This is a genomic window from Paraburkholderia sp. FW306-02-B (assembly GCF_058782725.1).
The window spans coordinates 1,321,434-1,338,441 of sequence record NZ_JBYSXZ010000001.1; the positions used below are offsets into that span (position 1 = coordinate 1,321,434).

At 62.4% G+C, this 17,008-nt stretch carries 17 protein-coding genes; 6 read left to right on the forward strand and 11 right to left on the reverse strand.

All coding sequences use genetic code 11. From position 1 onward, the window contains the following. Positions 1-223 precede the first annotated feature (223 nt). The 10 genes from AC3WOG_RS05785 to AC3WOG_RS05830 form a co-directional block, all read right to left on the reverse strand. Positions 224-970: an SDR family oxidoreductase gene (locus AC3WOG_RS05785; protein ID WP_492577094.1), complete on the reverse strand. Its 747-nt coding sequence runs from the start codon at positions 968-970 to the stop codon at positions 224-226. Positions 971-1,045: 75 nt separating this feature from the next. Further along, a complete protein-coding gene (locus AC3WOG_RS05790) occupies positions 1,046-1,630 on the reverse strand; it encodes an LOG family protein (protein WP_492577095.1) in 585 nt (194 codons plus the stop codon). Positions 1,631-1,632: 2 nt separating this feature from the next. Then, on the reverse strand, positions 1,633-2,358 hold the full coding sequence (locus AC3WOG_RS05795; RefSeq protein ID WP_054034977.1) for a TetR/AcrR family transcriptional regulator: 726 nt from the start codon (positions 2,356-2,358) through the stop codon (positions 1,633-1,635). Positions 2,359-2,680: 322 nt separating this feature from the next. Continuing rightward, positions 2,681-3,322, reverse strand: a complete 642-nt coding sequence (locus tag AC3WOG_RS05800; protein ID WP_492577096.1) for a diacylglycerol kinase — start codon at positions 3,320-3,322, stop codon at positions 2,681-2,683. 20 nt (positions 3,323-3,342) lie between these two features. Continuing rightward, on the reverse strand, positions 3,343-4,374 hold the full coding sequence (locus AC3WOG_RS05805) for a glycosyltransferase family 4 protein (protein WP_492577097.1): 1,032 nt from the start codon (positions 4,372-4,374) through the stop codon (positions 3,343-3,345). A 29-nt stretch (positions 4,375-4,403) separates the two neighbouring features. Continuing rightward, a complete protein-coding gene (locus tag AC3WOG_RS05810) occupies positions 4,404-5,345 on the reverse strand; it encodes a UDP-2,3-diacylglucosamine diphosphatase (RefSeq protein ID WP_492577098.1) in 942 nt (313 codons plus the stop codon). A 134-nt stretch (positions 5,346-5,479) separates the two neighbouring features. Beyond that, complete coding sequence (locus AC3WOG_RS05815) at positions 5,480-6,001, reverse strand: RDD family protein (RefSeq protein WP_492577099.1); 522 nt, start codon at positions 5,999-6,001, stop codon at positions 5,480-5,482. Positions 6,002-6,038: 37 nt separating this feature from the next. Further along, entirely contained in the window at positions 6,039-6,791 is a 753-nt protein-coding gene (locus AC3WOG_RS05820) for a DUF3106 domain-containing protein (RefSeq protein WP_492577100.1), read from the reverse strand. Positions 6,792-6,807: 16 nt separating this feature from the next. After that, positions 6,808-7,236 carry a DUF3619 family protein gene (locus AC3WOG_RS05825; protein ID WP_492577101.1) on the reverse strand — a complete coding sequence of 143 codons (429 nt, stop codon included), beginning with the start codon at positions 7,234-7,236 and terminating at the stop codon, positions 6,808-6,810. Beyond that, on the reverse strand, positions 7,233-7,796 hold the full coding sequence (locus AC3WOG_RS05830; RefSeq protein WP_341315800.1) for an RNA polymerase sigma factor: 564 nt from the start codon (positions 7,794-7,796) through the stop codon (positions 7,233-7,235). The genes AC3WOG_RS05825 and AC3WOG_RS05830 overlap by 4 nt, the downstream gene beginning before the upstream one ends. Positions 7,797-8,148: 352 nt before the next feature. Between AC3WOG_RS05830 and AC3WOG_RS05835 the strand changes: the two genes are divergently transcribed. The 6 genes from AC3WOG_RS05835 to AC3WOG_RS05860 all read left to right on the forward strand — a co-directional run bounded on the left by AC3WOG_RS05835 (position 8,149) and on the right by AC3WOG_RS05860 (position 15,246). Further along, the gene (locus tag AC3WOG_RS05835; protein ID WP_492577102.1) at positions 8,149-9,912 is read left to right on the forward strand and encodes an acetolactate synthase 3 catalytic subunit; all 1,764 of its coding nucleotides are present in this window, start codon (positions 8,149-8,151) and stop codon (positions 9,910-9,912) included. Positions 9,913-10,023: 111 nt separating this feature from the next. Beyond that, positions 10,024-10,515 (forward strand): acetolactate synthase small subunit, encoded by a 492-nt coding sequence (ilvN, locus tag AC3WOG_RS05840; RefSeq protein ID WP_007175629.1) that lies wholly within the window; start codon positions 10,024-10,026, stop codon positions 10,513-10,515. Between the two features lie 134 nt (positions 10,516-10,649). Then, positions 10,650-11,666, forward strand: a complete 1,017-nt coding sequence (gene ilvC, locus AC3WOG_RS05845; RefSeq protein WP_063495284.1) for a ketol-acid reductoisomerase — start codon at positions 10,650-10,652, stop codon at positions 11,664-11,666. 130 nt (positions 11,667-11,796) lie between these two features. Continuing rightward, the gene (locus tag AC3WOG_RS05850; RefSeq protein WP_341312761.1) at positions 11,797-12,435 is read left to right on the forward strand and encodes a phosphatidylserine decarboxylase; all 639 of its coding nucleotides are present in this window, start codon (positions 11,797-11,799) and stop codon (positions 12,433-12,435) included. 23 nt (positions 12,436-12,458) lie between these two features. Next, entirely contained in the window at positions 12,459-13,328 is an 870-nt protein-coding gene (gene pssA, locus AC3WOG_RS05855; protein WP_492577103.1) for a CDP-diacylglycerol--serine O-phosphatidyltransferase, read from the forward strand. A gap of 370 nt (positions 13,329-13,698) precedes the next feature. Further along, positions 13,699-15,246 (forward strand): 2-isopropylmalate synthase, encoded by a 1,548-nt coding sequence (locus AC3WOG_RS05860; RefSeq protein WP_492577104.1) that lies wholly within the window; start codon positions 13,699-13,701, stop codon positions 15,244-15,246. Positions 15,247-15,366: 120 nt separating this feature from the next. Here the strand turns inward: AC3WOG_RS05860 and AC3WOG_RS05865 are convergent, their stop codons facing one another. Beyond that, positions 15,367-16,947, reverse strand: a complete 1,581-nt coding sequence (locus tag AC3WOG_RS05865; RefSeq protein ID WP_492577105.1) for a SulP family inorganic anion transporter — start codon at positions 16,945-16,947, stop codon at positions 15,367-15,369. Between the last annotated feature and the right edge of the window lie 61 nt (positions 16,948-17,008).

The window sequence follows — 17,008 nt, forward strand, 5'->3', positions numbered from 1 at the left end:
ATGGGCCGCGAACTTATGCAGTGGCTGTGCGTCGCGTGCGGTTGCACACGCTCCGCGCGATTGTAGCCCCAGTTTATTACGGTCGATTACGGAAAAAGCGAAGGTATCGGGCGTTTTCGAACAAATGGCGTCGATTCCGCATCAGATCGATGGGAATTCATACTTGGAAGCGGGAACAGCGGCCGTGGAAAACGGCCTGTCGCTCAGAAAGGAAGAGGACGGCTCAGCGACCGCCGGTCACGTCGACCAGTGCGCCGGTCACGTACGAGGCGGCATCGCTCAGCAACCAGACGATCGTCTCGGCGACTTCATCGGCGCTGCCGGGACGGCCAAGCGGCGTTTGCGCGCCGAGCTGGGCGGCGCGGTCCGGCTTGCCGCCGCTCGCGTGGATTTCGGTGTCGATCAGGCCGGGGCGCACGGCATTCACGCGCACGCCTTGCGGGCCGAGTTCCTTGGCGAGGCCGATCGTCATTGTGTCGACGGCGCCTTTCGAACCGGCGTAGTCGACGTATTCGTTCGGCGAGCCTAAACGCGCTGCCGCCGACGAGATATTCACGATCGCACCACCCGCGCCGCCGCGATCTGTCGACATCCGGCGTGCGGCTTCGCGCGCACACAGATACGCACCGAGCACGTTGACGTCGAACAGGCGCTTCAGGCGCGCCAGTTCCATATCGGCGAGCTGCATCGACGGCGCGACGATGCCGGCATTGTTGACGAGCGCATCGAGCCGGCCGAAGGTCCGCTCGACGGCATCGAACATCGCGATCACATCGGTTTCGTTAGCGACGTCGCCGGCGATCGGCAGCGCGCGGCCGCCCGCGCGTTCCACTTCGGCGGCGGTTTCCTGCGCGGCCGTGAGGTTATGCGCGTAGTTCACGCCGACCGACCAGCCGCGGGCACCCAGCAAACGCGCGGTTGCACGGCCAATACCGCGGCTGCCACCGGTGATCAGAACGGCTTTCGTCATCGCAACCTCATCGTGTGAAAGCAGCCCACGCAGAACACGCGAGCTATTCGGCGACCGGAACGCAGGCCGTGGAAATCAAACCTCGTCGCGTTTGACCGCCCATTTGTCGGCGGCGGGCGGCTGATAGCGCTGCAGCTTGCCGATCAGCGCGACAGGATCGGCATCGATCAGCAGGATGTCGAAGTAGGTTTGCCGCATGAAGCCTTCGTCCACCGTGTGCTGGAGCAGATTGATCAACGGATCGTAGAAGCCGTCGATATTCAGGAGTGCCACCGCCTTCTGGTGATAACCGAGTTGGGCCCACGTGTAGACCTCGAACAGCTCTTCGAGCGTGCCCGCGCCGCCCGGCATCGCGACGAACGCGTCGGACAGGTCGGCCATCATCTTCTTGCGATGATGCATGTCGGGCACGACATGCAGTTCGGTCAGGCCGTTATGGCCGACTTCCTTGTCGACTAGCAGCTCGGGAATCACGCCGATCGCACGGCCGCCTTCGGCCATTACCGTATCGGCGATCACACCCATCAGGCCTACCTTGCCGCCGCCGTACACCAGCGCGAGGTCCGCTTCGACCAGCGCACGGCCGAACGCGCGCGCGGCTTCGGCATACAGCGGTTTGGCTCCGTCGGAGGAGCCGCAATACACACACACCGACTTCATGCTCAAACGTCCTTCGGTTCGTTGCGGGGCGCGGCGCCTTCTTTGGGCGGCAGGTAATCGTAGAACTCGCGCTTGGGCAGCTTGCCCGACACGAGGTCGTCGAAAATCTGCCGCGAGCGGCCGCGCAGATAAGGCGCCATCAGCGACACGATCTGCACGCTCACCTGATGCAGTTCCGCGCGAATCGTTTCCTGTTCGTTGTACTTGCGCGGGTTCATCACGAACTGATACGACAGCCAGTACGTGCCGATCACGCCTACGTTGGTCGCGATCACGTGCAGTTCTTCGGGCGTCGCGACCATTTCGCCGTCGGCCACGAGTTGCTCGCAGAACTGGCTCGCAAAGCGCACCTTGTGGCTGATGATCTGTTTGAAGTGCGTCTCCAGCGTGCGATTGCGCGCGAGCAGATCGTTCAGGTCTCGATACAGAAAACGATAGCGCCAGGTGAAATCGACCATGTACTGCAGGTACGACCACATCTCGTCGATCGTCGCGCGGTGATCGTCGGGAAAACGCAGACGCTTTTCGATCTCCTGCTCGAACTGGCTGAAGATGCTGTTGATGATGTCGTCTTTGTTGCGGAAGTGGTAGTACAGGTTGCCTGGACTGATTTCCATTTCCTCGGCGATCGTCGTCGTCGTGACGTTCGGCTCGCCGATCTCGTTGAACAGTTTCAACGACAGTTCGAGGATCCGTTCGCGGGTGCGGCGGGGAGGTTTGGCTTCCATGTCGTCCGGCCCTGGTTACGCCGGGCTGAACGCGTGGCGGCGTGCCGCTTTCGCGTGATCCACCCGGACGCGGTTGGTATAGTTGAGCGCCCCCAAATCTGTCGCTGCACGAAAGGCCCCCTAAGGGGGCAATCCCCCAATCCACCAATCCACCAAGGGGACTTCCTTCGGGGCGGGGGACTTCCTTCGGAGCGGAAAACTTGGGGCGGCCCAGCGTTTTCTCGTGAGACTGTCGGGCGATTATAAACCGACCGTTCTTATACCAAGCGGATACTCAGGGTTTTCATACTTTAGGACGTTGGAGTGCCAGGTAACGTGGACTTTATAGCCATGCTTTGACCCAATGCACCACGAGCGGCCCGACGATCAACACCCACGTCATCACACACATGCCGAGCGCGACCATCACCGCCGCGCTGCCGAGATCCTTGGCACGCCGCGACAGTTCGTGGCGTTCGAGCGAAATCCGATCGATGGCCGCTTCCAGGCTCGAATTCAGCAGCTCGACGATCAGCACCAGTAGCACCGAGCCGAGCAATAACACACGCGACACGGGATCGACCGGCACCAGCACGCCGCACGGAAGCAGGATCGCGGCGAGCGTCAGTTCCTGGCGGAACGCGCTTTCCTCGCGGATCGCCACGCGGAAGCCCGCCAGCGAATTTTTCATCGCGTGCCACGCGCGGGTCACGCCGCGATTGCCCTTGTACGGATTGAAGGGCAGCGGCGTGAGTGGATCGTCGGGGCTGAGCGGCTCGTGATGGGTTTCGCTCGCGGGGCTCATGCGGTTTACGCCGTTCGCGTGATGCACCTGACTCACATGGTTCGGTTCGCCGTGTTCGCGCACATCGTCGAACGGTTCGATGCTGGCCGCGTCGGCATCCGCGTCGATCTCGGCGCTGGCCTTCACGGCGCGCAACGCGCCGGTCGCCGTGCGGGCCACGGTAGAGGTTCTGGTTCGCATAAACGGCTCGGCGCGCCGCGTCATGCGGCGGCGCTTTCCTCGCTGTACGAGGCACGCGGCAGCGGCTTCAGATGCGCCGCGAATTGCTCGGACGCCGCTGCCCACGAGAAGCGCTCGGCCCACGCCCGCGCATGGCTGCGCTCGATCTTCAACGCTTCGAGGCAGGCTTCGCGCAAGTCTTCATGCATCGCGCCTGCGCCGCCGTCGCCCAGCACGTCGATCGGACCGGTCACCGGATATGCCGCGACTGGCGTGCCGCAGGCCAGCGCCTCGAGGAGCACCAGACCGAAGGTGTCGGTGCGGCTCGGGAACACGAACACGTCAGCGGCCGCGTAGACCTTGGCCAGCTCGGCTTGCGTCAGCACGCCGAGGTAGTTCGCCTGCGGATAGCGCGACTTCAGTTCGGCGAGCGCCGGGCCTTCGCCCGCGACCCACTTCGAGCCGGGCAGATCGAGCTTGAGAAACGCCTCGACGTTTTTCTCGACCGCCACACGTCCCACGTACAGGAAGATCGGCCGCGCGGTGTTGAGCACCTTCGAGTCCATCTGGTGAAAGATGTCGAGATCGACGCCGCGCGTCCATAGCACGACATTCGTGAAGCCGAATTTTTCGAGGTCGTTCTTGACCACCGGCGTCGGCGCCATCACTGCCAGCGACGGCTTGTGGAACCAGTGCAGAAACTTGTAAGTCGCGGCAAGCGGGATGCCGAAGCGCGCCTGCACGTATTCCGGAAAGCGCGTGTGATAGGCGGTCGTGAACGGCAGCTTGTGCTGGATCGCATAGGCGCGCGCGGCCATGCCGAGCGGGCCTTCGGTGGCGATGTGCAGCGCGTCGGGCGCGAACGCGTCGATACGCTCGCGCAGCTTGCGGCGCGGCAGCAGCGACAGGCGAATCTCAGGATAGGTCGGGCACGGAATCGTCTTGAATTCGAGCGGTGTCAGCAGATCGACACGGTGGCCGAGCGCGGTCAGCTCGCGCGTGGTGTTTTTCAGCGTGCGCACGACGCCATTGACCTGCGGTTCCCATGCATCGGTGACGATCATGATCTTCATCGGTTTGGCCCAACGGAAGTTAAGAGGGACTACGCGGTCGCCCGGGCCTTTTGCACACCGACTGCCGGGGCGTGCATCACGGTCCAGTAGATCACCTTGAGTTCGCCTTCATACGTCTCGACGAGTGCCGACAGGCTTTCGACCCAGTCGCCGTCGTTGCAATACAGCACGCCGTCGATTTCGCGGATCTCGGCTTTGTGGATGTGTCCGCAGACCACGCCGTCGCAGCCGCGGCGACGCGCTTCGTCGGTCATCACGCGCTCGAACGACGAAATGAAATTCACCGCGTTTTTCACCTGATGCTTCAGGTATTGCGACAGCGACCAGTACGGGAAGCCGAGCCGGCTGCGGATCCGGTTGAACCAGCGGTTCAGGATCAGGATCATCGTGTAGAGCGTGTCGCCGAGATAGGCGAGCCACTTGGCGTGCTGGATCACGCCGTCGAACAGATCGCCGTGGACGATCCACAGGCGCTTGCCGGCAAGCGTCGTGTGGAACGCTTCGCCGCGCACGTGGATGTCGCCGAACGCGAGGTCGCAGAACTGGCGCGCGGCTTCGTCGTGATTGCCGGGCACGTAGACGACCTGGGTGCCTTTGCGCGCTTTGCGCAGAATCTTCTGCACCACGTCGTTGTGCGCCTGCGGCCAGTACCAGCCTTTCTTCAACTGCCAGCCGTCGATGATGTCGCCCACGAGATACAGATATTCCGACTCGTTGTGCCGCAGGAAGTCGAGCAGATAGGGCGCCTGGCAGCCGCTCGATCCCAGGTGGATGTCGGACAGCCAGATGGTGCGGTAGCGGTGCGGTTCAGCGTGTTCGTCGTCGTGATGGCCGGCGTGCGCGTCGTGTGGCAACGACGGCGCAGGCAACGGCCGTCCGTGGCTATGGTTGGGTTCCGGGTGGAACGCGACGGGGTCGACGCTCGGGCCGGTCTGGCGGAACAGGGAAGTCGCGGACGTTTTGGGGTCCATGGCTCACGCGTCGAGTTGCGGTGCCCGTATTGCGCCAGTCGCGCGTGACTGTGCCGTGACAGTCACAAGAAGTTCTTATTACTGCGTGGGAGTTGGAAGACGCGGCAGCGTGAATTGCCGGGAAATCCGTTGGGTCAGCGCGCGACGCCGATCACGCGTGTCCCGGCGAGCCGGTCGTGCAGGAATTGGCGCTGCGGGTCGAAGCGGCCGGTAGCGGCCCACAGCACGAACCAGATCGCGGCGATGACGAGCGTCTGCGGCACGGCGAGGCCCAGTAGCGGATGCAGCGCGAGCGGCGGCAAAAACCACAGCCAGGCCAGCGCATAGCGGACGATCGCGCGGCCGGCGGAGAGCGGCGCACCGTCAGCGGCGACGACGCGCAGGCGCCAGGTTTTCATCGGCAGGGTCTGCCCGCTGTGGGTCCAGAACCAGACGAAGTACAGCCCGATCACTAGGCCGATCCATGCCGCGAGAAGGTTGTGATGGGTCAGGCCGTTGCGCTGCTGCGTCAACGTGCTGAACAGATAACCGGCGATAAACACGACGCCGAACAGGATCACGGCTTCGTAAAGCAGCGCGGCGAGGCGCCGGCGCACGGTGGGGACGGTGCCGGAGGCGTCGGCGGGTAGCGCGAAGGTCGTGAGCGGCTGGGGCACGGGGGCTGGGGGGGCTGTGGACGGGGCCGGGCTCGAATCAGGAGCCGTTGAAGATCGACGGCGCCTCGGAGGGCGAGACCGGTACCGGCGTGGCGGGCACGAAGCTTCCCGCCGCAGGAGTGGCGGGCATGGCCGGGCTCGGCAACGATGCGCCAGCCGCGGCGCTCACCGCTGCGGCGCTGCTCGCGCCATGCTCACGCGCATTGACCAAACGGTCGAGACCCTTGATTTCGCTCCTCCCCGACGGCGGCGCGCTGACTACGCTCGGCCGCCGTTTGCGCTCGCTGGCAGCGAGCCGCTCCTTCTGTTCTTCGGGCAGTTGCTGGTAGGCCTTCCACGCGTTCTGGCGTGTCTCGCGCGGCAATTCCTTCGACACCTGGTAGTTTTCGCGTGCGACGCGCCGCTGATCGGGCGTCATGCGCACCCATTCAGCCATCCGGTCATGCAGGCGTTTTTGCGCATCGGGTGATAACTTCGAGTAACGCGACGCTATCTTGATCCATTTGCGCTTGCGTTCGTCGCTGAAGGAGTCCCATTGGCTGGCGAACGGCGCCAGCGCCACGCGCTCGGCGGTAGTGAGACGCGCCCATGCCATCGGGCTGTTGCTGCCAGGCAGGCTGGGCAAATCGACGGCGAGGGTCGGGGCAGGCGCTTTGGCGGTCGCTCCGCCGGCGGCAGGTGCGGCGGCGGTCGACGGGCTCGGATAAAAGCGCGGATACGTTGCGGCGAACGACACCAGGGCCGCAATCGCACATCCGAAAACAACGGCCAAGCCGCGCTTGTAACTCACCCGAGGAATCTCCCGCTCAGTGCGCGCGCGATAGGTACGCGTTGAAGCCGTGGTCGAGATACGCATTGAGCGGCAGATCGTCGCTCAGCATTGCGGCATCGATATCGGCGAGTTCGGCGGTGCGCTGCTGGTCTTCCCAGTAGGCGATGCCCACGAGGCTCACGACCAGCGCCACGAGCGGCCAGGCGAGCGCAAAGCGGCGCAGCGGCGAACGGCGGCGCTGCGGGGCTTCGAGTTGTGGCATACCGGCCGGCATGCCGGCGCCGGCGAATGCGGGCACGAACACCGGCGCGCTCACCGTTTCGGGCTTCTTTCGGGCAAGCGCCGCGCGGCGCGCCGCAGCGAGTCGATCGACTGTGGCGGACGGAATGCTGGCGGCGTTTTCGTCGAGCGCGCGGCGTACCTGCCGGGCGAACTCGAGTTCTTTAGTTTCGAGGGAGCTCATAGCGTGATTCCTTTAGCCTTGAGCGCTTGCGCCAGCGTGTGGGTGGCCCGCGAGCAGTGCGTTTTCACACTGCCTTCGGAGCAGCCCATCGCGGCGGCAGTCTCGGCGACATCCATATCTTCCCAATAACGCATGAGAAACGCCTCCCGTTGACGTGCCGGTAACTTTTGGATCTCGTCGTCGATTAACTGTAAGACCTGTTCGCGTTCGAGCTTCTGCTCGTTGCTCTCGGAGCCCGCCGAGCCTTGCTGGGCCTCGAATGTCTCGAGCGGGTCGAATTCGTCGTCATCGGGGTTGCCGAGCGACGAAAACAGGCTGACCCAAGTATTGCGCACTTTCTGCCGACGAAAATAGTCGTGCATCGCATTCTGGAGAATACGCTGAAACAATAGCGGCAGTTCGGCGGCCGGACGGTCGCCATATTTTTCGGCGAGCTTGATCATCGCGTCCTGCACGATATCCAGCGAGGCGTCGTCGTCCCGCACGGCGTAGACCGTCTGCTTGAATGCGCGCCTTTCGACGCCCGCCAGAAAATCGGCGAGTTCCTTGTCTGATGCCATCCGTTTGGGGGTCGGCGCAGCGAGCGTGCGCGTAATCGGTCGAAAAATGTCGTAAAACTCGCGGATGCTAACAAACTTTTGCGCCGCTGGGGCGAAACGTGACCTACCTTGCATCTCTATAACAAACTTTCGCTCAATAAAGAGATACAGGGACAGGGCGGCAGGGCAATATTTGCTTGACCGCGCGGCCTTCTGCAGATATCGTCGCTGGTTCGCAACATAAGTGACTTGTCTCAATTGAGGTGTGGCCCAAGAAGCTCACCTGTCAACTGGACGCGCCGCTTGAACCCGAGCCACAAGCCCGGCAGAGAGCACCCGATCAATTTTTTGCCGAAAATTCGAAAGGTGAATAATGAATATGCCCAGCGCGGAATTCTCCACGTCGGATACGACTTCCCCTCCTGAAGCTGACTCTATCGGCGCCACCGTGCTCATGAAGGCACTGGCCGACGAAGACGTCGAGTTTGTGTGGGGCTATCCCGGCGGCTCGGTGCTTTACATTTACGACGAGCTGTACAAGCAGGACAAATTCCAGCACGTCCTCGTGCGCCACGAGCAAGCCGCAGTCCACGCCGCCGACGCCTATGCGCGTTCCACCGGCAAGGTCGGTGTGTGTCTCGTGACCTCCGGCCCCGGCGTCACCAATGCGGTGACCGGCATTGCCACTGCCTACATGGATTCGATCCCGATGGTGGTGATCAGCGGCCAGGTGCCTACCGCCGCGATCGGCCAGGATGCGTTCCAGGAGTGCGATACGGTCGGCATCACGCGTCCCTGCGTGAAGCACAACTTCCTCGTGAAGGACGTGCGCGACCTCGCCGCTACCGTCAAGAAAGCTTTCTATATCGCCCGTACCGGCCGTCCCGGCCCGGTGCTGATCGACATTCCGAAAGACGTGTCGAAGGCGCCTTGCCAGTACGAACCGCTCAAGACGGTTTCGTTGCGCTCGTACAACCCGGTCACGAAGGGGCACTCAGGCCAGATCCGCAAGGCGGTTGCCTTGCTGCTGTCGGCCAAACGCCCGTACATCTACACCGGCGGCGGCATCATCCTCGCGGATGCCTCGCGTGAGCTAAACCAGTTCGCCGATCTGCTCGGCTACCCGGTCACCAATACGTTGATGGGTCTGGGCGGCTACCGCGCGAGCGACAAGAAATTCCTCGGCATGCTCGGCATGCACGGTACGTACGAAGCCAACATGGCGATGCAGCATTGCGACGTGTTGATCGCCATCGGCGCGCGTTTCGACGACCGTGTGATCGGCGATCCGGCGCACTTCGCGTCGCAGCCGCGTAAGATCATCCATATCGACATCGATCCTTCTTCCATCTCCAAGCGCGTCAAGGTCGACATTCCGATCGTCGGCGACGTGAAGGAAGTGCTGAAGGAGCTGATCGAGCAGTTGCAAACGGCCGAACATGGCCCCGACACCGCGGCGCTCGCCGACTGGTGGAAGGACATCGAAGCCTGGCGCGCGAAAGACTGCCTGAAGTTCGACCGTAAGAGCGACATCATCAAGCCGCAATACGTGGTGGAAAAGGCGTGGGAGTTGACCGACGGCAATGCCTTCGTCTGTTCCGACGTCGGCCAGCACCAGATGTGGGCCGCGCAGTTCTATCGCTTCAACAAGCCGCGCCGCTGGATCAATTCCGGAGGTCTCGGCACGATGGGCTTCGGCCTGCCGGCGGCGATGGGCGTGAAGATGGCGCACCCGGACGACGACGTGCTCTGTATCACGGGCGAAGGCTCGATCCAGATGTGCATTCAGGAACTGTCGACCTGCAAGCAGTACGAGACGCCGATCAAGATCATTTCGCTGAACAACCGCTATCTGGGCATGGTGCGCCAGTGGCAGCAGATCGAATACAGCAAGCGCTATTCGCATTCGTACATGGATGCGCTGCCGGATTTCGTGAAGCTCGCTGAAGCGTACGGCCATGTCGGCATGCGTATCGAACACACGGCGGACGTCGAGCCGGCGCTCAAAGAAGCGCTGCGCCTGAAAGATCGCACGGTGTTTCTCGACTTCCAGACCGATCCGACCGAAAACGTCTGGCCGATGGTTCAGGCCGGCAAGGGCATCACCGAGATGCTCATGGGTTCGGAAGATCTATAACGACGGCATCTGCGTTGGCTTCGTCATGCGCGCCTCCACAAAGGGCGAAAGCGGACGAAGCGGCGCGAAGCCGCTCGCATACATCGACAAAACATCTGGAAGAAGCGAAACATGAGACATATCATTTCCGTCTTGCTGGAAAACGAACCGGGCGCGTTGTCACGCGTGGTCGGTCTCTTCTCGGCACGCGGCTACAACATTGAAACCTTGACGGTGGCTCCGACCGAAGACCGTTCGCTGTCGCGCATGACCATCGTCTCCATTGGCTCGGACGACGTGATCGAACAGATCACGAAGCATCTGAACCGCCTGATCGAGGTGGTGAAAGTGGTCGACCTTACCGAGGGCGCCCACATCGAGCGCGAGCTGATGTTGATCAAGGTGAGGGCGGTCGGCAAGGAACGTGAGGAGATGAAGCGGATGTCGGATATTTTCCGCGGTCGCATCATCGACGTCACCGAAAAGACCTATACGATCGAACTGACAGGCGCGAGCGACAAGCTCGATGCCTTCATCGAAGGGCTCGACGCCACCGCGATTCTCGAAACAGTCCGCACGGGCAGCTCGGGGATCGGCCGCGGCGAGCGCATTCTGAAGGTTTGACGCGCGAACTGAGTTGCGATTATCAACCGTCGCGATCGAAGCCGGGCAGTGCCTTCAGGAAGCCCGGCCAGGCAACACAACATTCGCAGTATTTGAATTTCACTGATTTCACCGAATTTAGCCAAGGAACCGACATGAAAGTTTTCTACGACAAGGACGCCGACCTCTCCCTCATCAAGGGCAAGCAAGTCACCATCATCGGCTATGGCTCGCAAGGCCATGCACACGCACTGAACCTGAGCGAAAGCGGCGTGAAGGTGACGGTCGGTCTGCGCAAGGGCGGCGCATCGTGGAGCAAGGCTGAGAACGCCGGCCTGCAAGTCAAGGAAGTAGCCGAAGCCGTCAAGGGCGCGGACGTCGTCATGATGCTGCTGCCGGACGAGCAGATCGCCGAAGTCTATGCAAAGGAAGTGCACGCCAACATCAAGCAAGGCGCGGCGCTTGCATTCGCGCACGGCTTCAACGTGCACTACGGTCAAGTGATCCCGCGCGCGGATCTGGACGTCATCATGATCGCGCCGAAGGCGCCGGGCCACACGGTTCGCGGTACGTACTCGCAAGGTGGCGGCGTGCCCCACCTGATCGCTGTTGCGCAAGACAAGTCGGGCGCGGCACGTGACATCGCTTTGTCGTACGCGGCAGCGAACGGCGGCGGCCGTGCAGGCATCATCGAAACCAACTTCCGCGAAGAAACCGAAACCGACCTGTTCGGCGAACAAGCCGTGCTGTGCGGCGGTACGGTCGACCTGATCAAGGCCGGCTTCGAAACGCTGGTGGAAGCAGGCTACGCGCCGGAAATGGCGTACTTCGAGTGCCTGCACGAACTGAAGCTGATCGTCGACCTGATCTACGAAGGCGGCATCGCGAACATGAACTACTCGATCTCGAACAACGCCGAATACGGCGAGTACGTGACGGGTCCGCGTATCGTGACGGCTGAAACGAAGAAGGCGATGAAGGCTGTGCTGACCGACATTCAGACCGGCGAGTACGCAAAGAGCTTCATCATCGAAAACAAGGCCGGTGCGCCGACGCTGCAATCGCGCCGCCGTCTGACGGCCGAGCACCAGATCGAAACGGTTGGTGCAAAGCTGCGTTCGATGATGCCGTGGATCGCTGCGAACAAGCTGGTCGATCAGTCGAAGAACTAAGCTAGTCTTTGCTCTTGACCGGCGCGGCGCACTGCCGCATGCGCCGGACATGTCAAAAAGCCGTCCAAGGGTGCTGAACCCTGGGCGGCTTTTGCTATCCTACGGTTTTACAAAAATACAGAAGCCATCCATGAATTACCCTCATCCGATCATCGCGCGAGAAGGCTGGCCGTTCATCGCCATCGCGGCCGTCGTAGCATTACTGGTCCATGCCTTCGCGGGGTTCGGCTTTGCATGGCTGTTCTGGCTGATCCTGATCTTCGTCGTGCAGTTCTTCCGCGATCCGGCACGCCCGATTCCTACCCAGGCGAATGCAGTGCTGTGCCCGGCCGACGGCCGCATCGTCGCAGTCGAAACAGCGCATGATCCGTATGCCAACCGTGAAGCGCTGAAAATCAGCGTGTTCATGAACGTCTTCAACGTCCACTCGCAACGCTCGCCGGTGGATGGCGCGATCTCCAAGGTCGAATATTTCCCGGGCGCCTATCTGAATGCCGCGGTGGACAAGGCTTCGCTCGAAAACGAGCGCAATGCGCTGGTGATCGAAATGGCCAGCGGTCAGACCGTGACGTCGGTGCAGATCGCGGGTCTGATCGCGCGGCGAATTCTTTGCTACGTTCGAGCGGGTGAGCCGCTCACGCGTGGTCAACGTTATGGATTCATCCGTTTTGGCTCGCGCGTCGACGTGTATCTGCCGGTCGGCAGCCGTCCGCGTGTGTCGATCGGCGAGAAGGTTTCCGCGTCGTCCACGATCCTCGCTGAACTATAAAGCGGCACAAAGGAGGTTTTCCGATGGCCGCATTCAAACCGCGTCGACCCCGCAATAATGGGCCGCTGCCGCGTCCGTTCCGCCGCAACAAGCCGATCGTGGCGGAGTCGCCGGCAGTCGATAGCCGGCGCGCGCAGCGTCAGCAGTTCCTGAGAAAGCGCGGCATTTATCTGCTGCCGAACGCGTTCACCACCGCTGCACTCTTCTGTGGCTTCTTCGCCGTGGTGCAGGCGATGAATGTGCGCTTCGAAGTCGCGGCGATCGCGATCTTCGTGGCGATGGTGCTCGACGGGATGGACGGCCGCGTCGCCCGCATGACGCATACGCAGAGCGCATTCGGCGAACAGTTCGACAGCCTGTCGGACATGGTGTCGTTCGGCGTGGCGCCGGCGCTGGTGATGTACGAGTGGATCCTGAAGGATCTCGGCCGCTGGGGCTGGCTCGCGGCGTTCGTCTACTGTTCGGGTGCGGCGTTGCGTCTTGCGCGCTTCAATACGAATATCGGCGTGGTCGATAAGCGCTTCTTCCAGGGCATGCCGAGTCCGGCGGCGGCGGCGCTGATCGCCGGTTTTGTGTGGCTCGCGACCGACAACCGCGTGCCGCTCAAACTGGTGTGGCTGCCTTGGGTGGCTTTCGTGCTGACCATCTACGCCGGCGTGACGATGGTGTCGAACGCGCCGTTCTACAGCGGCAAGGCGCTCGACGTGCGGCATCGCGTGCCGTTCGGCGTGATTCTGCTGGTGGTGGTCGCCTTCGTGCTGGTGTCGTCCGACCCGCCGCTGATGCTGTTCGGTCTGTTCGTGCTGTATGGTCTGTCGGGCTATGCGTTCTGGGCCTATCAGGCGGTGCGGGGCAGGGCGAATCCGGCTCGTTCGATCCAACGGGACAGGTAAGCCCGGCAAGTAAGCGCGGCGGCACATTCGCATGTCGGTAAGATGAAAAAACGGCAGCCTTCGGGCTGCCGTTTTTCGTTGTTCAGGCCGCGTTCCAAGCCGCACAGGGGCAGGTGTGACGCCAATTGCACGATCGCGGGAATGCCGCTATAGTTGTCGGATGACTGCGCTCCCGCTTCTCGACACGTTTCGACACGAGCCTCATCAGGCCGGCGCGCCGCTAGGCGTGCTAGCGCTAGTGCACCTACCGCGCTGATCGTTTTCGCCCTCCGTCTGCCTCGTCTGTGGTTGAGCGTCGCCAGCGGTGGCGCAAACCCCCGAATTCCAATATCCGATCCCCACAATTGACCGACTCCTCAGGAGACCCGACATGGCCGACAAACTGATCATATTCGACACGACCTTGCGTGACGGCGAACAATCGCCCGGCGCGTCGATGACGAAAGAAGAGAAAATCCGCATCGCGAAGCAACTGGAACGGATGAGGGTGGATGTGATCGAAGCGGGCTTCGCGGCTAGCTCGAACGGCGACTTCGATTCGATCCACACGATCGCGGGGCTGATCAAGGACAGCACGATTTGTTCGCTCGCCCGCGCCAACGACAAAGACATCCAGCGCGCCGCTGACGCGCTCAAGCCCGCCGATCGTTTCCGCATCCACACGTTCATCGCAACGTCGCCGCTGCACATGGAAAAGAAGCTGCGCATGACGCCGGATCAAGTATTCGAGCAGGCAAAGCTGGCGGTGCGTTTCGCGCGCAAGTTCACTGACGACGTCGAGTTTTCGCCGGAAGACGGCAGCCGTTCGGATATGGATTTCCTGTGCCGCGTGCTCGAAGCGGTGATCGCCGAAGGCGCAACCACCATCAATATCGCGGACACGGTCGGTTACGGCGTGCCGGAACTGTACGGCCAGCTCGTGAAGACGCTGCGCGAGCGCATTCCGAACTCGCATAAGGCGGTGTTCTCCGTGCATTGCCATAACGACCTCGGCATGGCGGTTGCAAACTCGCTGGCCGGCGTGAAGATCGGCGGCGCGCGTCAGGTCGAGTGCACGATCAACGGTTTGGGCGAGCGCGCGGGCAATACGTCGCTTGAAGAAATCGTGATGGCGGTGAAGACCCGCAGGGATTACTTCGGCCTCGATATCGGTCTCGATACGACGCAGATCGTGCCGGCTTCGAAGCTGGTGTCGCAAATCACCGGTTTCGTCGTGCAGCCGAACAAGGCGGTGGTCGGTGCGAATGCGTTTGCGCATGCGTCGGGCATCCACCAGGACGGCGTGCTGAAAGCGCGCGACACCTACGAAATCATGCGCGCCGAAGACGTGGGCTGGAGCGCGAACAAGATCGTGCTCGGCAAGTTGTCGGGCCGCAATGCATTCAAGCAGCGTCTGCAGGAACTCGGTATTGCGCTCGATAGCGAGGGCGAACTGAACACCGCGTTCGCGCGCTTCAAGGAACTCGCCGACCGCAAGTCGGAAATTTTCGACGAAGACATCATTGCGATCGTGACCGAGGAATCGGCCGAGGCGCAGGAAAAGGAACACTACAAGTTCCTGTCGCTGTCGCAGCATTCGGAAACCGGCGAGCAGCCGCACGCGAAAATCGTGTTCTCGGTCGAAGGCAAGGAAGTGACCGGCGAAGCGCGCGGCAACGGTCCGGTCGACGCCACGCTCAATGCGATCGAAACGGAAGTCGGCAGCGGTTCGGAATTGCTGCTGTATTCGGTGAACGCGATTACCACCGGCACGCAGGCGCAGGGCGAAGTGACCGTGCGGCTGTCGAAGAGCGGGCGCATCGTCAACGGCGTGGGCACCGATCCGGATATCGTCGCGGCTTCCGCGAAGGCGTACATCTCAGCGCTCAACAAGCTGTATTCGAACGTGGATAAGTTGAATCCGCAGCGTTCGGAATAACGAGGAAGCAGGGCGCTGACTGCGTTCCTGATTCGATGATGTCATTCGAAGCCCTGTGCCGTGAAAAGCGCAGGGCTTCGTTGTTTGCGGCGCGTGTTTTGTGCGTCGCGTGCGCGACGGCTACTCCGCAGCAGTCCGCCGCATCGACCAGCCGCGCGCCGCGCGTGCCTGCGCCTGGGCCTGGTGCCGCACTTCAACGGCGATCTCGCGCCGCGGCGCTTCGGCGACAAACGCGTCGAGCAGCTCACGCACATCGTGATCGACGAAATCGGCGCGCGTCGCGTCGACGATCAACGTCGCGCCATCGGGAATCTGTTGCAGATAGTGCTTCAGCGGCACCTTGCCGAGAAACGACACATCTTTGCGAAACGACAGCAGATAGTGATCGCCGTGTTGCGCGAGCACGATCGGGCTGCGCAGGTTCGCATACAACGCGATCAACACGCTGCACAGAACGCCGAGCACGATGCCGATCAGCAGATCGGTGGCCAGGACGCCGGCCAGCGTGACGATGAACGGCGCAAACGGTGCGAAGCCCTGCTTGGCGACAGCGACGAACAACGACGGTTTGGCCAGCTTGAAGCCGGTGAAGATCAGGATCGCGGCGAGGCAGGCAAGCGGAATCAGGTTGATGATGCTGGTGAGCGCGAACACGCTGACGAGCAGCAAAATGCCGTGGATGATCGCCGACAGCCGGCTCTGCGCGCCCGCATGCACATTGGCGGAACTGCGCACGATGACCGAGGTGATCGGCAAGCCGCCGATCGCGCCGGCGATCAGATTGCCGATGCCTTGCGCCTTCAACTCGCGATCCGGCGGCGCGGCTTGCCGTTGCGGATCGATCTGCTCGACCGCTTCGAGACTGAGCAGCGTTTCGAGACTCGCGACGATCGCCAGTGTGATGGCCACGCGCCAGACGTCGGGGTTCACGAGCTGCGCGAAGTGCGGCCCGAAGTCGACCCATTCCAACGCGACGCTCAACGCGGCGAACGATTCGAGCGGCGGCAGCGCGACGCGATGTTCGGCGGGCGGCGCGAGCGACGGCGCCAGCAGGCCGAGCAGCAGGGTCGCGCCGATGCCAAACAAAACCACCGCGAGCGGCGCAGGTATGAGACGCACCAGCGCGAAGCGGCGCAGCGCGCGGGTTTCCCAGCCGGCCAGAATGGCAAGCGACAGCAGCGTGATCGCGCAGGCAGCGAGCGATATCGAGCCGAACGGCGTGGCGACCGTGCCGTTCGCCTGGGCGGCGGCTAGCGAGGCTGGCGACGCGTGCGGGCCGAACAGTCCGAGAGCAAGCGGGAATTGCTTGACGATCAACAGCACGCCGATTGCCGCCAGCATGCCCTTGATCACCGGCGACGGCACATAGGCGGCGAACCGGCCGGCTTTGAGCATACCGAAGCCGAACTGGATGACGCCCGACAGCAATACGGCCAGCAGAAACGCGGCAAAGCTGCCGAGTTGCGCGATCCCGTCGACGACGATCACGACCAGGCCCGCAGCCGGGCCGCTCACGCTCAGCCGCGAACCGCTCAGCACGGCAACCACCAATCCGCCGACGATGCCGGACACCAGCCCGGCAAACGGCTCGACGCCCGATGCGTTGGCGATGCCCAGACACAGCGGCAGCGCCACTAGAAAAACGACCGTGCCCGCAAACAGATCGCGCTGGAACGTGGAGAAGAAAGCTCGAAGATTCATGGTGGCAGTGCAGTGAGTTGAGGAGCCTTGCCTTGCATACGGCGAAGGCGAAACCGAGGCG

Excerpts from the sequence above, each read along its gene's own strand:
- AC3WOG_RS05785 (WP_492577094.1), bottom strand. The coding sequence starts at position 970 with ATGACGAAAGCCGTTCTGATCACCGGTGGCAGCCGCGGTATTGGCCGT.
- AC3WOG_RS05790 (WP_492577095.1), bottom strand. The coding sequence starts at position 1,630 with ATGAAGTCGGTGTGTGTGTATTGCGGCTCCTCCGACGGAGCCAAACCG.
- AC3WOG_RS05795 (WP_054034977.1), bottom strand. The coding sequence starts at position 2,358 with ATGGAAGCCAAACCTCCCCGCCGCACCCGCGAACGGATCCTCGAACTG.
- AC3WOG_RS05800 (WP_492577096.1), bottom strand. The coding sequence starts at position 3,322 with ATGCGAACCAGAACCTCTACCGTGGCCCGCACGGCGACCGGCGCGTTG.
- AC3WOG_RS05805 (WP_492577097.1), bottom strand. The coding sequence starts at position 4,374 with ATGAAGATCATGATCGTCACCGATGCATGGGAACCGCAGGTCAATGGC.
- AC3WOG_RS05810 (WP_492577098.1), bottom strand. The coding sequence starts at position 5,345 with ATGGACCCCAAAACGTCCGCGACTTCCCTGTTCCGCCAGACCGGCCCG.
- AC3WOG_RS05825 (WP_492577101.1), bottom strand. The coding sequence starts at position 7,236 with ATGAGCTCCCTCGAAACTAAAGAACTCGAGTTCGCCCGGCAGGTACGC.
- AC3WOG_RS05830 (WP_341315800.1), bottom strand. The coding sequence starts at position 7,796 with ATGGCATCAGACAAGGAACTCGCCGATTTTCTGGCGGGCGTCGAAAGG.
- AC3WOG_RS05835 (WP_492577102.1), top strand. The coding sequence starts at position 8,149 with ATGAATATGCCCAGCGCGGAATTCTCCACGTCGGATACGACTTCCCCT.
- ilvN (WP_007175629.1), top strand. The coding sequence starts at position 10,024 with ATGAGACATATCATTTCCGTCTTGCTGGAAAACGAACCGGGCGCGTTG.
- ilvC (WP_063495284.1), top strand. The coding sequence starts at position 10,650 with ATGAAAGTTTTCTACGACAAGGACGCCGACCTCTCCCTCATCAAGGGC.
- AC3WOG_RS05850 (WP_341312761.1), top strand. The coding sequence starts at position 11,797 with ATGAATTACCCTCATCCGATCATCGCGCGAGAAGGCTGGCCGTTCATC.
- pssA (WP_492577103.1), top strand. The coding sequence starts at position 12,459 with ATGGCCGCATTCAAACCGCGTCGACCCCGCAATAATGGGCCGCTGCCG.
- AC3WOG_RS05860 (WP_492577104.1), top strand. The coding sequence starts at position 13,699 with ATGGCCGACAAACTGATCATATTCGACACGACCTTGCGTGACGGCGAA.
- AC3WOG_RS05865 (WP_492577105.1), bottom strand. The coding sequence starts at position 16,947 with ATGAATCTTCGAGCTTTCTTCTCCACGTTCCAGCGCGATCTGTTTGCG.